Source organism: Desulfoluna sp. HI9BLuna, from assembly GCF_056829775.1.
Map to the genome: position 1 here is coordinate 918813 of NZ_CP186555.1, position 13985 is coordinate 932797.

22 protein-coding genes are annotated in these 13985 nt (G+C 58.8%); all 22 read right to left on the bottom strand.

The window, feature by feature from the left end; all coding sequences use genetic code 11:
* Positions 1-114: 114 nt before the first annotated feature.
* Entirely contained in the window at positions 115-666 is a 552-nt protein-coding gene (locus ACOYW0_RS03495) for a serine acetyltransferase (RefSeq protein ID WP_482417189.1), read from the bottom strand.
* Positions 667-1642: 976 nt separating this feature from the next.
* On the bottom strand, positions 1643-2518 hold the full coding sequence (locus ACOYW0_RS03500; protein WP_482417190.1) for a hypothetical protein: 876 nt from the start codon (positions 2516-2518) through the stop codon (positions 1643-1645).
* Positions 2494-3189 carry a hypothetical protein gene (locus ACOYW0_RS03505; RefSeq protein ID WP_482417191.1) on the bottom strand — a complete coding sequence of 232 codons (696 nt, stop codon included), beginning with the start codon at positions 3187-3189 and terminating at the stop codon, positions 2494-2496. The genes ACOYW0_RS03500 and ACOYW0_RS03505 overlap by 25 nt, the downstream gene beginning before the upstream one ends.
* On the bottom strand, positions 3186-3665 hold the full coding sequence (locus ACOYW0_RS03510; protein WP_482417192.1) for a baseplate complex protein: 480 nt from the start codon (positions 3663-3665) through the stop codon (positions 3186-3188). The genes ACOYW0_RS03505 and ACOYW0_RS03510 overlap by 4 nt, the downstream gene beginning before the upstream one ends.
* A gap of 47 nt (positions 3666-3712) precedes the next feature.
* Positions 3713-3952, bottom strand: a complete 240-nt coding sequence (locus ACOYW0_RS03515) for a hypothetical protein (protein WP_482417193.1) — start codon at positions 3950-3952, stop codon at positions 3713-3715.
* Complete coding sequence (locus ACOYW0_RS03520; RefSeq protein WP_482417194.1) at positions 3940-4230, bottom strand: hypothetical protein; 291 nt, start codon at positions 4228-4230, stop codon at positions 3940-3942. The genes ACOYW0_RS03515 and ACOYW0_RS03520 overlap by 13 nt, the downstream gene beginning before the upstream one ends.
* A gap of 1 nt (position 4231) precedes the next feature.
* Positions 4232-5227 (bottom strand): phage tail-collar fiber domain-containing protein, encoded by a 996-nt coding sequence (locus ACOYW0_RS03525; protein ID WP_482417195.1) that lies wholly within the window; start codon positions 5225-5227, stop codon positions 4232-4234.
* Positions 5224-5766, bottom strand: a complete 543-nt coding sequence (locus ACOYW0_RS03530; RefSeq protein WP_180136640.1) for a phage tail protein — start codon at positions 5764-5766, stop codon at positions 5224-5226. The genes ACOYW0_RS03525 and ACOYW0_RS03530 overlap by 4 nt, the downstream gene beginning before the upstream one ends.
* Entirely contained in the window at positions 5766-6938 is a 1173-nt protein-coding gene (locus ACOYW0_RS03535; RefSeq protein ID WP_482417196.1) for a baseplate J/gp47 family protein, read from the bottom strand. The genes ACOYW0_RS03530 and ACOYW0_RS03535 overlap by 1 nt, the downstream gene beginning before the upstream one ends.
* Positions 6938-7261: a DUF2590 family protein gene (locus ACOYW0_RS03540; RefSeq protein WP_482417197.1), complete on the bottom strand. Its 324-nt coding sequence runs from the start codon at positions 7259-7261 to the stop codon at positions 6938-6940. The genes ACOYW0_RS03535 and ACOYW0_RS03540 overlap by 1 nt, the downstream gene beginning before the upstream one ends.
* The gene (locus ACOYW0_RS03545; protein ID WP_482417198.1) at positions 7262-9019 is read right to left on the bottom strand and encodes a phage tail tape measure protein; all 1758 of its coding nucleotides are present in this window, start codon (positions 9017-9019) and stop codon (positions 7262-7264) included. It lies immediately after the preceding gene.
* A 3-nt stretch (positions 9020-9022) separates the two neighbouring features.
* Positions 9023-9169 carry a DUF6890 family protein gene (locus tag ACOYW0_RS03550; RefSeq protein WP_175469783.1) on the bottom strand — a complete coding sequence of 49 codons (147 nt, stop codon included), beginning with the start codon at positions 9167-9169 and terminating at the stop codon, positions 9023-9025.
* A 41-nt stretch (positions 9170-9210) separates the two neighbouring features.
* Positions 9211-9471, bottom strand: a complete 261-nt coding sequence (locus ACOYW0_RS03555) for a putative phage tail assembly chaperone (protein ID WP_180147153.1) — start codon at positions 9469-9471, stop codon at positions 9211-9213.
* 12 nt (positions 9472-9483) lie between these two features.
* Complete coding sequence (locus ACOYW0_RS03560) at positions 9484-9795, bottom strand: hypothetical protein (protein ID WP_152004834.1); 312 nt, start codon at positions 9793-9795, stop codon at positions 9484-9486.
* Between the two features lie 28 nt (positions 9796-9823).
* Positions 9824-10042, bottom strand: a complete 219-nt coding sequence (locus tag ACOYW0_RS03565; RefSeq protein ID WP_152004835.1) for a hypothetical protein — start codon at positions 10040-10042, stop codon at positions 9824-9826.
* A 14-nt stretch (positions 10043-10056) separates the two neighbouring features.
* The gene (locus ACOYW0_RS03570) at positions 10057-10458 is read right to left on the bottom strand and encodes a hypothetical protein (protein ID WP_482417199.1); all 402 of its coding nucleotides are present in this window, start codon (positions 10456-10458) and stop codon (positions 10057-10059) included.
* Positions 10458-10658: a TraR/DksA family transcriptional regulator gene (locus ACOYW0_RS03575; RefSeq protein ID WP_482417200.1), complete on the bottom strand. Its 201-nt coding sequence runs from the start codon at positions 10656-10658 to the stop codon at positions 10458-10460. The genes ACOYW0_RS03570 and ACOYW0_RS03575 overlap by 1 nt, the downstream gene beginning before the upstream one ends.
* Positions 10658-11110 carry a phage protein gene (locus ACOYW0_RS03580; RefSeq protein ID WP_180136649.1) on the bottom strand — a complete coding sequence of 151 codons (453 nt, stop codon included), beginning with the start codon at positions 11108-11110 and terminating at the stop codon, positions 10658-10660. The genes ACOYW0_RS03575 and ACOYW0_RS03580 overlap by 1 nt, the downstream gene beginning before the upstream one ends.
* Before the next feature lie 9 nt (positions 11111-11119).
* Positions 11120-12229 (bottom strand): DUF2586 domain-containing protein, encoded by a 1110-nt coding sequence (locus tag ACOYW0_RS03585; protein WP_482417201.1) that lies wholly within the window; start codon positions 12227-12229, stop codon positions 11120-11122.
* Positions 12230-12255: 26 nt separating this feature from the next.
* The gene (locus ACOYW0_RS03590; protein ID WP_482417202.1) at positions 12256-12951 is read right to left on the bottom strand and encodes a phage virion morphogenesis family protein; all 696 of its coding nucleotides are present in this window, start codon (positions 12949-12951) and stop codon (positions 12256-12258) included.
* Complete coding sequence (locus ACOYW0_RS03595) at positions 12951-13400, bottom strand: phage tail protein (RefSeq protein WP_482417203.1); 450 nt, start codon at positions 13398-13400, stop codon at positions 12951-12953. The genes ACOYW0_RS03590 and ACOYW0_RS03595 overlap by 1 nt, the downstream gene beginning before the upstream one ends.
* Positions 13401-13409: 9 nt before the next feature.
* A complete protein-coding gene (locus ACOYW0_RS03600) occupies positions 13410-13886 on the bottom strand; it encodes a head completion/stabilization protein (protein WP_482417204.1) in 477 nt (158 codons plus the stop codon).
* Positions 13887-13985 lie beyond the last annotated feature (99 nt).

Consider the following 13985-nt stretch of genomic DNA (forward strand, 5'->3'; position numbering starts at 1 on the left):
ATACACGGCCCATTGTATGCAGTATCATAATTTTTGGCGCAATATATTTTTCATTCCAAAAACTGAATAGCCAAAAAGTTATTACTAACATAACAAATTCAATATCACTCACGTTTAAGAACGATTAAGCATATTCAACCTATTAGGATCTTCTTCTTTTACAAAGAAGCCTTTATCAAAATAGGCCCACCCATTCGATTGAAAGCTGTAAAATTTATTATCTAAGTGTTTTCTTTTTATAATCCTATTACTTCCGACAACCACACAATTATCTGGAACATCTTTATACACAACAGCATTGGCACCAATACGCACGTTATTCCCTATAGTTATAGCGCCAATAATTTTTGCACCAGAACCAATATAACAATTATCACCAATTTTCGGTGCCCCGACTTTTTGCGTATCAATCAAGGTATTTGACCCAATAGTAACCTGCTGAAATATAACACAATTATCCCCCACAACTGTCCCCCCTGATATAAAAATACTTTTCATCCCATGGGGAAAACATGCAGGAGATTTAAATTTTGAGTTATAAGCAATTGAACTTCCATAAGAAGTTTGCAAATACAAATACAATTTCAAATAAAAATTATACCTATTTGCTTTTTGTTTAATATTCCAATAACCACCGAAAATTTTGTTTAAAACATACCCCAGCACAACTACCTCCAACCCTCATTAGCTAAACTCTAAACACTAAACTATAGCAAATCAAGCTACCAAGCAAAATGACCTCAAATTAAATCATAACCTCCCGTCGAACGGAAGGCTTGAATGTTAATCGCTCAAAGCGGTCTATTTCTACGCCTAAAGGTGCCAATGCCCACTATCGGTTAGGTTTCTTTTTGGCCTTAATCATCGTTTCGACCATCAGCGTGTTTTCATCACCATTTAGTCCCCCTTGATCCCTGGAGCGCCTCACTCTGGTGGGGCATGGGTAACAACAGACTAAAAAGCAGCACAGGAGTGCGGCGCTCCGTTCAATGCGTCTCGCATAGTGTTATAAACCGTTAATATTTATAAAAAGTTATCTACTCCCACTGGTAGAACTGTCAAACTTGGGGAGCCCCCACTAAAGGTGGGTTTTACCCTCTATATTAATGTTAACCTTTTTTTCACAACATACTCTCGCATCAAAGCATCAAAGTTCACATACTTTTTTTTCAAAAAAACTCTCTCCTGGACTTTATTATATCATCAATAGATCAACAGCCTGATTCAATTAACTCACTTATAATTAAGTAATCAAGTTAAATTATTGATCCTCCGATTTATTTTCAAAAGCACCCTCTCCATTGCCTTCTCCCGCAATCCCTTGCAAACTCTGCAAACCCCGAGAACCTACGGAAGCTCAATAACAACGGACTTCCAGCTCCCCTTTGCACCCATCCCATTAGTTGCAAAAAAACGCACCAAAACCATCGAAGGTGAGGTGTGGAGGAGTAAAATTTTTCCCGGGTCTGGGATTTTTCACGGATGGCGGGGCTTTGGGCGGTTTCCCGTCGGCGCTAAAAAAACGGCACGGGGATTTCACCCGTGCCGTGGGCTGAGGAGCCCGTTGTTATTGGGGGATCACAGATTCGGGGTGTGGTGGAAGGAGAGGTGCTGGCGGCTGGATCAGCCGCCGGTTTGCGTTTTAGCCCTGGATGGAGTCGATGTCGGATTTTGCAACGCCCACGGTGGTGGCCTTGGCTGCCACGGTGCCGGCTGCAGAAGACTGGCCCACCCCGGGGTGGGTGTGGCTGGCCAGGGCGGCCAGGGCATCCTTGATGGCGCCCAGGGCGCTGGTCAGTGTGGGCAGGAGAGAGACGCCACCCGGGGCCCCGATGGTGATGGCCGGGGCGGCCAGGGTCACGGCGGCGGCGTTGATGGCCTTGGGGCCGGTGACGGTTTCGGTGGAGGATCCGCCCACGGTCTCGGCATGGGTGCCGGAGACGGTGACGGTCTTTTCTCCGGACGACTCGGAGCGGGTCCCGCTTGCGGTATCGTCCACGGTCTGGGCCTGGAGCTTTCGCAGGGCCGTGGCCACCTCCTCGATGTTCCGGGCGGCGTCCAGGATGTCCTGGTCTGTTGTCCGCTCCCAGTTGCCTGCGGCATCGTGGAGCTGGTGAACACCCGGGCGCTGTTGCCAGAGTCCGGAGCCATCCGGCACGCCCGGCATGGAGAGCCCCATGGGGTAGACGTGCTGGATCACCGGGTGATCGGGGCGACCCTCGACCCACCGCACGGTGACGATGGTGCCGGGCCGGGGCCAAAGAAAAAGCCCGGCGTCGGGCCCTGCTGCCGGAACAGGCAGGGGCACGGCTTCGAACCGGGGGAAGTCCGGGGCGGGCTCGCCCTCGGGGGTCAGGATCTCGATGTCCGCCGCCCAGTAGGGCCGGAACCGATCACAGGTTGCACCGGCCACGGGCGGGTCAGAGATCTTCACCACCCGGGCGTACCGGTCCAGGTGATAGCCTCCGGAGAGCTCCGGAAACATCCGGAGCACTATGCGTCTAATCGCTTCGCGCATGTCACCACCATAAAGTGTTCTTTGAGTTGCAGGCTTGTGATGTACTGCCCGTTCATCTGCACCCCGGGCCGCAGGCCGGGGACGGCTTGAAGTGTCTTGGTGCCGTCGAGCTGCACGTCTTGGAAGAAGGTCTCCGGCACGGTAAAGGGCTTGCCCGCCCACCGGCTGTCCTCCCAGGCCCCCACAAAGACCTGGCCATCGCCCTGCTGCTGCCAGATGTAGTTGGGGATGGAAAACACGGCGCCCATAGAATCCAGGCCATGGATGCCGTTGGCGATGGTCTGGAAGGCCGGGGACGGGGTGGCCGCATAGCCCACCTCCGGAACCACGAAGGAGAGCCCGGTTTTCCGAGCGTAGACGCCCAGCACGTCCCGCAGGGAGGCGTTCCGGATCGAAACGGGCAAGGAGCCCCACAGCACCGCCGAAAGCTCCCGGCAAAAAAGGCGCTGCTGCCTGGCGTCCACCGTGTGGCTTCGAACCACAAACCCGGTGAAAAACGCCACCGGGTCCTTCCGGGCATCGCCCATGGCCATCTCCACAATACCTGAAAGGGGCTTGTCGCTGATCACCGTGAAGTCGGCCCGGCCCGGCGTGGAGATATCCAGGCTCACGTGCTCCCGGACCAGGGGCACCGGTTCCCCGGCCACCATCACTATCTTCTCCAGTTTCACGTCAAGGCCTCCGCGTTTTCCAGAACATCATCAAAAGAATCAGCCCCACGGCCATTCCTCCACGACGACTGAAGCTTCACCGGCTTGCGCACCTCCACCCGCTCCGGGTTGCTTTTGCACTCCCGAAGGGTAAAGGAGACCTTCCACATCTGAAGCCCCCCTGCCTCCTCCCAGTTCACATGCTCGGCAAACTGCACCTGGCGAATCCCCACGGCATTGGCCGTGGGGTGGGTGATGGTCCAGATCTTCCGGGCTCCTTCTTTGTTTAAGGTCTCGGCGGTCTGAATCAGTCCCCCCAGGTCCGTGGCCCTGGTAAAGGGGATCTGAAGCGACACCCGCAGGATCTTGGGCTTGGTCCCCTTCTCCACGGCATCGGTCCCCGATGTCTCACCGGCGATATCCTCCGTGCGAAACTCCAAGTTGCCTTTCACCACCAGGTTCTTGCCTGGGACCTTGAAATCATCCAATTGCATCATGGGGCTGTGTACCTCGTGGGTTTGGGGGGTTGTTCGGTCCAAAACACTTACTCCCCCTCGGGATATGGGTTTGCCGCCTGAATCTCTTGCCGTCTTTCCCAAATAGGCGCAATGGCTGGATCATCTTTAAACTTTTTGAGCAGAGCTTCGAGCAAAGCCTTGTCCGTACCATCCGTACCACCGTATTCCGCAGCCCGGGTGGTAATGGTATTTTCTTTGTCTTGGGAAAGCTTTTCCTCCGCTCTCTGCTCAGCGGTTTTGATCTGTTCGTAGTCTATTTTCCCCATAAGACTTCTCCGTCTTCGTATATTTCCAATGATTGTGGGAACCGTTCTTCATGCGTGGCATTAGGGCCGTGTGGGGCAAGGATCGTCAAGACGATCTCCCCGTTTATTCGCTCAACATCCGAGATGATCACATCGGATTCGATTGCATCTTTGGGGAGGATGCCGCCATCGGGGATCGGCGAGAAATCATAGGGTTCACCATTGATTATCATCGTGTCACCTTGCCTCTTGATTGTAAGGGATTTGTCTGCCCGAATCGGGCTCAGATTAATGAGCATTTTAGTACCACCTCCCCGTCGCCTTTATAAAAAAGTTGGGTGCACCCGTTGTCAATTTGCCATAGAATGCCGCCATATATGCCGTTGTAATACTATGCCCACGCTGCCCAAGCCCGACCCAGTGATGACTTAATCCGCCATATGGACAACCTTCCACGGCAGGAGTCGCAACAAACGATGCCGGATAGTTCCACTCTGCCGTCGATGACAAGCCTACGCCGCCAAGGGCGATGTTCATTGCTCCAACCTGACACAGTGGAGAAATGCATATCTGAGTTCCCTCAGCCCACCGGATATACTCGCCATTTGCATTCGAGCCTCGTTCGATGATCGCACCGATTGGAACACCGTCATTCATCGCAACTGTGCCTAAAAGCTCCCTGTAAGCTGCACTGCCAAGTTGACTCTTGAGACTTGCCAAGGCTCCTTGTTGCGCGGCGATCTCGCCCACAGCCGTTGCATACGCGTCCCGGATATCCTGATGCGCCCCCCCATCCCCATCATGCTCCTCAATCTTCGCCACCATCCACGTCGTATAATCAAACTGCCACGTCTCCGCCGACACACTCACCCCGGTCAGCGCCTGGGCATCCTGGAACCGCATCATCACGTTCCGGGTGATGTTGTTCCCGGTGGTATTGCTCGCCAGGTCGGTTTTCCTCTTGGGCGTCTCCGGCGTGGTGGTCACTGTGATCACATTGCCCGTCACCGCCTCCACGGTCCCGATCCAGTTAAAGGAAAAATCGCCCACGTCGGAGCCCAGGATCATGGAGTAGACCACCTGGTCCGGGTTCACGTAGCCCTTGTGGGCATCATCGATGGTGTGGGTATGGACGATATGCTCCCCACTCGGCATCTGCTGGTTGCGGTCCACGGGTTGGGATGGGTCCAGGCCGGGGACCAGGGCAAGCATCATGCGATCGATGACAAGGGGTTTTTCCTCGCCCCGTAGCTGGTTGATGCGGGTCTGGCCCAAGGCGGTGATTGCACTGCTCATGGCTCCTCCAATATGGCTGTTTCGGTCAGGTGATCGTTTGAAAACTCCACCACCTGGATCTCCATGGGGATGGTGGTGATGATCTTCCATTCGTAGCGGCGGCAGGTCCTGCCGTAGTGTTGAATCAGGGTGGAAAGTAGGCTTTCGTTTTGGGCCAGCTGGTTGTCGGAGAGGCGGATGGCCACCACGTCCCAGTCGCGGCCCGGCATGCGCTCTTCCAGCTCCACGTAGCCCACGCCCAGGCGCTCGAAAATCTGTTTGAAGCCCTCCACGCTTCCGGCGTCCCGGGCGTTGGCGTAGGCGTGGCGAACGCGCAGGCGGAAGAGGTCCAGGGGCTCGCCCTTGAACCGGGTGATGTCGCGTTGCCAGGCGATGAGCTCCAGCACGGCCTCCCGGCAGGTCATGGGGTCCAGTTGCTTCAGGGGCCAGAGGGCCCACTCGCCCAGGCGGGTGAACCAGCGGTGGGCGGCGGCGGCCAGCTTGGCCACCTGGCCCTTGTTCATCCAGACGGGCAGGTCAAAGGCGGGTAGTTCGGTCATCAGGCCACCTCCGTGTTGACGGTGAGGGAGGAAAGCGTGGGGATCTCCATGGCGCTCACGATGTCGCCCAGGCTGAAGGATACGGACTTTAAGTCCGGAAGCTGCTGGTGAAGCTCATAGGCCAGGGTGGAAAAGGAGAACCGGGAAAAGGGCATGGTCCGGGTGATTTTGGAAAAATCCTGGTTCTCGCGAAAGGCGAACCGCACCCGGTCCGACACGGCCTGGTTCAGGGCGGCGATTCTCTCTCCGGAGAGAACCCCGTCGTGGTACACAGTCACCACCAGCGCCGCCGGTTTTTCCGGCATGGGAAAGCACAGCATGTCGTCCCCATGGCCGTGGTGGCCCTGGTCCCGGATATAGGTGTTGATGCCGTCCACAAAGGACTGGGACGGCTGGCCGGAGTCGATCATCACGAAGGCGTTGGCGCTCCCCGGGCCCCTGGGGGCGTCGTGTTCGAACCAGACAAAGTCGGGCTGGATACCGGCGAACAGGGAGATATCCGCCCGGTATGCGGCGTCATGATGATACTGGCCCACGGCGGAGAACTGGTTGCGGCATCGCAACCGGAGGGAGTCGTCAGACTCGGCATCGGCCCCGGCGATGGTGATCCATTCCACCTCGTTGGTGACCGTGGCAATCCCGGACACAGGCTCCGGCAGCACGGTGAAATAACCCGGCCCCAGGTTGTGGGCCGTGCCCGGGATCTCCGCCTCCACCGGCACCTGGGCGGAGATCACCCCGTCCGGGATGGTCACCTCCTGGGTGGTGCGCACCCGGTAAATCTTCGTGTTGATGGGCGGCGTGGCCACCAGGATCCCGGCCTCCACCGTCACCTCCCCGTCGGCGGCCTCCCGGGTAAACACGAGAAAACCCCGGGTGGTCGCGGCTTTTTTCCTCTCCAGATCCACGGCCCAGGCCAGCAGCTCCAGCCAGGCCCCGGTGGCGTCCTTCAGGAAGAAGTTGGGAAGCACCTGGGTTGCCAGGAGCTGCACCAGCCACATGGCCGGTTTGGTGGCGATGGCCGTAATCAACCGCCAGAAGGGGGCCCACTCCGAGTCATTGGCGATGCCCACCTCTTCCTCGGCGTTGATGGCCCGCCATTCGGTTTCCATGGCCTCCTGGGAGACGGGGATCCCCGCGTCCACCAGCATCTGCTCGTATACGTCCGTCATCACACCTCCAGCGAAAAGCCGATGGGGCCAAAATCCATGGTCTCGGCCCTCAGATAGAATTCCCCGGGTTTCACCTCGTCAATGGCGGCGGAACCCGGCACGATGCGCACATCGTTATCCACGGCCAGGGTGATCATCATCTTGGTGCGATCCACCAGCCCCCGGTTGCGGTTGCCCACCAGGGGCGGCAAAAAGCCCTCCTCCCGGATCATGTGAACCAAGTCCTGGGCGATGACGTCCCGATCCGTGATGGTGGCCGGGTTGCCCCCGGCGTCCAGGACCAGGTCGTCGTCCTCAATCAACAGGTCAAGATAGGTTGCCATTTACGATGCCATCACCAGCTGGCTGGTGACCTCCTGTGCGTTGATGGGCCGGGATGTGACGATCTTCCCCACATGCACGGTTTGAGATGAAGTTGTGCTGGTGTTGGAGACGGCCGTGGCAATGGATTGAGACACGCCCCCCGCAGGCACCGCCGCCTGCCTGGGCGCCTCCAGGGAAGGCGATGTCTTGGGCGCCTCGGCCACGGGATCGTCCCCCACCCCCGGTATCCAGGAGAATTTTCCCTTCACCCAGCTCCAGGCGTCCCCCAGCTTGGCAAAGCCCCCCATCACCCAGTCGATGCCCCCCATGATGGCCTTGCCCCAGGAGGAGTCCATGAAGGCGGCCTTGAGGTCGTCCCAGTAGTAGATGGCGGCGGCAATGGCCCCGGTGAGAAGCACGACGCCTCCGGCAATGAGCAGCACCGGGTTTGCCCACATGGCTGTGTTCATGAGCCACATGGCGATCTGCCCGGCCACCATCACGCCCCGGAACACGGCCATGATGCCGGACACCGCGCTCACCGCCACGCCCCAGCCCATGGTGGCCATACTGGCCACGCCACCTGCCATGGCAAAGGCGGCCAACCCAGCGGTGAGGCCCGCCACCCCGATCACCGCGTAGCCGATGTATTTGGTCAGGGTGGGATACTCCTGGGTCCATTGGTACATGGTCCCCGCCCCTTCGGCCATGGTCTCCACCACAGGGATCAATGTGGGCAGAAGGGCCTGGCCCAGGCCGATGCGCAGGGCCTTGGTCCCCTGGTTCAACCGTTGAAAGGGATCCACCATGGCATCGGCCATGGTCATGGCTTTTTCCATGCCCTTCACCTTGCCCAGGGCGTTCATGTCGCCTTCCAGCTTGCCCACCTTGGGCAATAGCAAATCAATCATGGCCACGGCTTCGTCGGAGCCGAAGGCCTCTTTCAATGCGTCGGACTCGGCCACGTCCAGGGTGCTCCCGAACTTGCCCCGGATCTTCTGCAGGATGTCCACCATCCCCAGCATGCGCCCGTTGGCATCGGTAAAGGAGAGCCCCAGCTTCTCCTGGGCCCCGCCGATCCCGCCAAGGAAGGCCTTGTACTTGGTCCCGGCCTCGGAGCCGGACATGGTGGCCTGGAGCGATCCCAGCACCGCCATCTGCTCGGCCTGGTCAATGCCCGCCGAAGTGGCCTTAGCCCCCAGGGCGGAAAAGGATGCGGCCATCTCGGAGCCCGTGGTCTTGAACATCTGCACCGCCGTGGCCGTTTGCCCGGTGAGCTGCTCCACCCAGTCCGCCTTGCCCATGGCGTTGGCGGAGTCGGCGAAGATCCCGTACATGGTGCCCATGTAATCGGTGATGGTTGCGGCGTCGGATTTCGTCCCCTTGGCAAGGATGTTGGAAGCGTTGGTGAAGGAGGAAAGCTCCTCTCCGGAGAGCCCGGCAATGGCTGACTGGATGTCGTAGGACGACGACACAAAGTCCTTTGCCGACTCCCCGTACTTCACGGAAAAAGCGATGGCCTTGTCCGCCAGCATGTCCAGGGAGTTCTGGGCAACGTCCAGGCTTCGCACCTCGCCGATGGCCATGTTGAACTCCTGGGCCGGGGCGGTCAGGGCCGACACCGCGTAACCGGCGGCAGCCACCCCGGCGGCCCCGCCCGCCACCTTGCTGAAGGTGTCCGTCACGCCCTCCAGGGAATTTTTGATTTTCCCCGCCGGGCCGGTCACCTTGTCCATCAGGTCGATGGTGAACATCAGTTTTTGAAGCTGGTTTGCCATGCATCACCTTCCGTTGAACGCCATGGCCACGCCTGCGGCAGTGGCCATGCGCTGTTTTTCCCAATAGTCCTTTTCCAGGAAGAGCGCTTCCCCCATGGCCCTGGGCGTCACCTCACGCCCCGGGAACCACTTGTGGGAGAAGGCCGTCATCTGGGATAGAGCGGAGTTCTCTATCCCGGCGGCAATCCGTTCTACTCCCCCACCGCCACCTCGATGGCGGGCACCACCTTGTTGATCAAGTGGGTGCCGATGGCCATCACGTGGGTGGGGTTCTCCAGGAAGGGCTTCAGGGCCTCTTTGCTCTCAGGGGTCACACAGCGCACCAGGAAGTTGTGGGTGGGCTGCACCTTGTCGGTGGGCTGCATCTCGTTGATCAGGCGCTCATGGTGGGCGGGGGTGACGTCAAAATCAATGGCGGTGCCGTCGATGGTCAGGGTGATTTTTGTGCTCATGGGTCTTTCTCCTTACTTTTTGATGATCTGTTCAAACATGGAAAAGCGTTCGTCCAGGCGTTTGTCGAATCGGGTTTCAAAATCAGAGAAGCGCGCGTTGAATTCCGCGAACATCTTCTCGATGTCGGCCTTGGAGGTGTATTCCCGGGCTATCTTCAGCTCCAGCTGAGACATCTTCAGCTGAGTGTTAAAAATCTCTTCTTTGGCCTCCAGGGTCTGGGTGTAGGTAAAAACGCACCAGCACACGATGAGGGGCCAGACGTAGCGTGCACCCAGGTCGACCAGGTCACGAAAAGACAGAGGTTCATTTGTCGGGTGTGTCACAGCTCTTTCCCCTCAAAGTGGCTTGTGGTTATTTGACCAGGGCCTTTTCAGCCTCGGGCAGGTCTCGGGTGGTCAATTCGTCGGCCACGAAGGCCACCAGCTCATCATCCACCGTGTTGGTGGTCTGTTTAGCCAGCTTCTTCAGCCCCAGGATCACCAGGCGGGTGAGGATCTTTTCACTGGCAACGGCCAGGGCCATGCGGCCAAGGATGTGGGAAGCGGAACTTGCAATGGCTGTCAAAAACATGGGCGTCTCCTTTTTTAGGTGGTGGCCATGCGGATCCCCGTGGCGATCTGGTCGTCGCTGTAGGGCATCTGGCCGTTTTCGTGTTTGATGATCACCGGGATCAGCCGGGGCAAGACCTCGATCACCACCAGGGGCTCGTCCGGATCCACGCCCACCACCTGGGCCACATGGTCCACGTAGGCGTCGGTGTCGTTCTCCTTGGGAGGCGCCCATCGGGTGATGATGCCCCGCACGGTCTTGATGCCGTGACGGCGCTGGTAGTTGGTCAACACCCTTGCCATGGCCCGGATGCCGTACTCCGGGGTTTTGAACAGGCAGAAGGCGGGGTCCGGCTGGACCTTGGCCAGGCCGTCCCAGTCGTCGCCGTGGCGGATGTTGCCGGGGTTGTTGTTGCGAATGCCTCGTGTTGCTTCCATCACATGGTCTCCAGTTCTTCCTGACAGTCCCGACACAGGGTGCAGCCGGGCATGGCCTTCCTGCGCCCTTCGGGGATCGGTTCTTCGCAATGCGCGCAGATCGCAAGGCCCGGCCCCGTGGGAAGGGCGGCCCGGGCGCTGGCCACGGCGGCGTTGCGCTCGCGGGCTTCAAGGATCTGTGCGCGGTCCAATATGTCCATCAGTCGGTGAGCCCTTCCACCCTGGCCGGATCGAGGTAGGGTATGCCGTTGATCTTCACAAAGTTGGGGCTCGTCACCTCAAAGCCGATTTTGACGGTGGCCTTCTTGTCGCTGGTGGGGTCGTAGTCCATGATGTCCTTGAGGTTCAGAAGGCACCCGAAGGCCTCCACGTTCTCCTCCTCCTTGGTCCCCTTGGCGTAGAACTGAAGGTCCACGGGCTCGATGCCCTGCCAGGAGCCCTTGGCCGCCGCCTCTTCCGCCAGGATGGCCATGGCCGTGGCATCCAGCTCGATGTCTCCGGAGGCGCTCACCGCCCCGGGCACCCACCCGTTGGGCACGCCCCCGTCCTGCACGGACTTCCGCCCGTCTTCAATGGAGAGGGAGGCCTTCTCCGCCCGCAGGCGAAAATCCCCCAGGCTAAATGAAAAGCTGCTGTTGCTGATTCGCTTCATGGGTCACTCCTATGCGTTGGTGCTGAGATCCAGCATCAGGTTCACGGTGATGTCTTTGGGGCAGTTGTAGGGCCGCGCCTTCATGTAGATGCGCACGGAGTCCTTATCCACCCACTGGATGGTGATGGCGTCCCGGGCCGGGGGGTGGATCTCCCCGGGGAAGATCTCCTTGCCGATGCGCGACCCGATGGACATCGTCCTCAAGGGCCGCATGAAGTAGCTGGCGTTCTGGGCGATGGACTCCGGCGTGGAGTTCAGGCGGCGGTCGCCGATGCGCGCCACGGTCAGGGGATACACCTGGCGCATGGCCTTCTGAATGACGCGAAGGTTTTCAACAACCTGAAAATCACCCCCGGGCACGTCCAGCATGTTGCAGTCGCCCCAGTACACCCCGGGGTAATCCGGGTACCACTGGGGAACAGAGAACCGTTTCGCGTCCAGGGCCTTCAGGTGAGCCATGGAGAGCATCACCCCGTCCTTGTCCGTGGGCCTTTCGCCGAAGGTGCCGATGAGGGGACCGGTGGCCACCCGCATGGGCGTGTCGGCCACGGTGACGGCCCGGTTGCACAAACGCCCGGCCAAGGTCCCCTGGTCCGGTCCCCACAGGGCAGGCACCACACACACCTGGTCGGCGGCCACCCCGTCGGTGATGGGCTCGATGGCCGCGATGTAATCGGCCCAGCTCTCGTCCGCTCCGCACCCCCGCACGCTGGCCATGAAGAAAACGGGCCGCATGTAGGTGGCCAGGATCGACTTGGCCTTGGTGAACATGGCCTCAATGTCGGTCTTTTGGGTAATGGGATCGGTGATGACGATGGCCTCGCAGCTCGTCACCTCCATGGCGTAGTCCACGGCATCGGCCCAGGACCCGTCGGCGGCGATGGGCAGCACGCTGGCCCCCCAGTTCTGCCCGGCGTTGACCATGGCGGCCTCCACCTGGGTCTTGAGGTTGGAGGCGTCGGCCCCCAGGGCTTCGTCCAGGTCCGTGGCGTTGCTCACGGAAAGCACCTTGCCCACGTTGACGGTGCCCTCTCCAATAAACAGGAAATGGCGCTCGATCTCGGGCAGGGGTCCCTGCATGAGGTTGAGCCGGTTAATCTGAATCGTTCCGAGTGACATATGAAGGTCTCCTTATGACGGTTGCCCTATGCTTTTCTAATGCGTTGTAAGGCGGTTTCAGCCATTTCGGTAAGGTAGGCGTCGGCGTCTTCCTGTGTAGCGCCGAGGAATGGTCGGGCAGGAACTTTCACCTTCCACCTGTTTGGCTTTCTGGTTTCACCGTTGTGCACCAAAGCGTTCTGAATCAGTCCGGCCTGGCCAAGGGTGACGTTGTCCTTAATCCACCGGGTTGTGGCCCGTCGCCAAACGGCCTTGCCATGCTTTCGGGCGATCCGTCGCCTGAAACCATATCGTTTCAGGGCCCGGGCTTGCTTGATCGTCAATGGCTTTCTGAAATAAGAGGGCGAATGTCCGGTATGCATCTTATTTTCTATGGAGTTGCATTCAACGGTCGCCCCATCCTGGTGCGTTTTTGCAATAGCGGCAGGGACGTGATGCGCCCACCCCACAACACCCCTGTGGTCATTCTTGAGCTTGGTGCTCAGCTGTTTCGTCAACCCCATGAGCATGCGGCGTCGGGACTTAGAGCGCTTGGTTCGAGGGGTGAACTTTTGCCCCGTAATGGTCTTCTGAGATGCAGTGTTGCGCCGGGACTTGGTCCGGGTCTGGCCCATCATGCTCCTGATTACCCGCTTTCGCTCGCGGGGCTTCATGCTCAGCACATCCAACTGATCCAGAAGCCTCAAGGTGGCCCGTTTGTCTTCCTTGACTTGAACGTCCATCAGACCGCCTCCAGCCCCGCCAGGTTCTCGGCCACGTTCACCTCGGCATCGCCCACCCGCCACGCCTGCCCATCAAAGGCAAGGGGCCCTTCCGGGTCCGGGACGATGACCAGGGGCTCGTCAAACTCCACCGAGATATCCACCCCAACGGTCTGGTCATCCAAAGGCGTGACGTCCACGTCGGGCTCGGCCAGATCCAGGACATCACGCTCGGGGTCGTTGGCATCCAGCCAGATCAACAGGGTGGAGAGAAGCTGCTCAGCAATCTCAGCTCGACACCGGTCGATGGAAATCACCGCCTCGTATTTAAAGCGGCCCACCTGGAGGCCGTAGCCCAGGTCTTTGCCTTCGGAGATCAGTCTCCCCTGATCGGTAAAGGCTTCGATCTGGTCCCGGGTAATGCCGGGAAGGGTCAGCATGTGGGTTGTAAGGGCTGAGAGCTTTTTCATCTGTCCTCCTTAAAGGGCCTCCACCATAATGCTCAGCGACTCGCGAATGTGTGAAAGGGCTGCAAAGGATTCACTTCGCCAACGGTCGGAAGCTTCAGGGGATTCCATGGTGTCTGCCTGGGCATCATTCCTTCGGTGCAATGTGGCGTAATCTGCGAGCAAGAGAGCCTTGGCGTGGCAACAGACCGCACGGGTGTAATGCATCACCTTGGGGTGAACACCTCCCAGTCTCTCGCCATCGTCCACGGGGACCTCGTCAAGCGTTTGCACCCCGGCCTGCTGCTGTTCGTGCTGAAACCCTTTCAGCTCACCGTTGGCCCACAACATGGCAAGGCTCAGCCGATCCTTTAAAAGCCCATCGCTGTAATCGGGGGGCAAGCGATACGCCGCCTGGAATTCGGCCAGATTGATGTCGGGCCAAAAGGGAGCATTTTTCACAACAGTGGTGGGGTCGATCTGATTTGAGATTCCGGTAAAACCAGGCATAAATTATCCTTTCTGGGTTTGGACCGGCCCCCGCCTGGGTCCGAAGCGTTTCACAAAGCGTGAACGCACGGCTCGGCGGGATCGGCCGGTGGTGTGGGA

Coding starts and splice junctions, on each gene's coding strand:
- ACOYW0_RS03500 (WP_482417190.1), bottom strand. CDS start 2,518: ATGCGCGAAGCGATTAGACGCATAGTGCTCCGGATGTTTCCGGAGCTC.
- ACOYW0_RS03510 (WP_482417192.1), bottom strand. CDS start 3,665: ATGATGCAATTGGATGATTTCAAGGTCCCAGGCAAGAACCTGGTGGTG.
- ACOYW0_RS03515 (WP_482417193.1), bottom strand. CDS start 3,952: ATGGGGAAAATAGACTACGAACAGATCAAAACCGCTGAGCAGAGAGCG.
- ACOYW0_RS03520 (WP_482417194.1), bottom strand. CDS start 4,230: ATGCTCATTAATCTGAGCCCGATTCGGGCAGACAAATCCCTTACAATC.
- ACOYW0_RS03525 (WP_482417195.1), bottom strand. CDS start 5,227: ATGAGCAGTGCAATCACCGCCTTGGGCCAGACCCGCATCAACCAGCTA.
- ACOYW0_RS03530 (WP_180136640.1), bottom strand. CDS start 5,766: ATGACCGAACTACCCGCCTTTGACCTGCCCGTCTGGATGAACAAGGGC.
- ACOYW0_RS03535 (WP_482417196.1), bottom strand. CDS start 6,938: ATGACGGACGTATACGAGCAGATGCTGGTGGACGCGGGGATCCCCGTC.
- ACOYW0_RS03540 (WP_482417197.1), bottom strand. CDS start 7,261: ATGGCAACCTATCTTGACCTGTTGATTGAGGACGACGACCTGGTCCTG.
- ACOYW0_RS03545 (WP_482417198.1), bottom strand. CDS start 9,019: ATGGCAAACCAGCTTCAAAAACTGATGTTCACCATCGACCTGATGGAC.
- ACOYW0_RS03550 (WP_175469783.1), bottom strand. CDS start 9,169: ATGACGGCCTTCTCCCACAAGTGGTTCCCGGGGCGTGAGGTGACGCCC.
- ACOYW0_RS03555 (WP_180147153.1), bottom strand. CDS start 9,471: ATGAGCACAAAAATCACCCTGACCATCGACGGCACCGCCATTGATTTT.
- ACOYW0_RS03565 (WP_152004835.1), bottom strand. CDS start 10,042: ATGTTTTTGACAGCCATTGCAAGTTCCGCTTCCCACATCCTTGGCCGC.
- ACOYW0_RS03570 (WP_482417199.1), bottom strand. CDS start 10,458: ATGGAAGCAACACGAGGCATTCGCAACAACAACCCCGGCAACATCCGC.
- ACOYW0_RS03575 (WP_482417200.1), bottom strand. CDS start 10,658: ATGGACATATTGGACCGCGCACAGATCCTTGAAGCCCGCGAGCGCAAC.
- ACOYW0_RS03580 (WP_180136649.1), bottom strand. CDS start 11,110: ATGAAGCGAATCAGCAACAGCAGCTTTTCATTTAGCCTGGGGGATTTT.
- ACOYW0_RS03585 (WP_482417201.1), bottom strand. CDS start 12,229: ATGTCACTCGGAACGATTCAGATTAACCGGCTCAACCTCATGCAGGGA.
- ACOYW0_RS03590 (WP_482417202.1), bottom strand. CDS start 12,951: ATGGACGTTCAAGTCAAGGAAGACAAACGGGCCACCTTGAGGCTTCTG.
- ACOYW0_RS03595 (WP_482417203.1), bottom strand. CDS start 13,400: ATGAAAAAGCTCTCAGCCCTTACAACCCACATGCTGACCCTTCCCGGC.
- ACOYW0_RS03600 (WP_482417204.1), bottom strand. CDS start 13,886: ATGCCTGGTTTTACCGGAATCTCAAATCAGATCGACCCCACCACTGTT.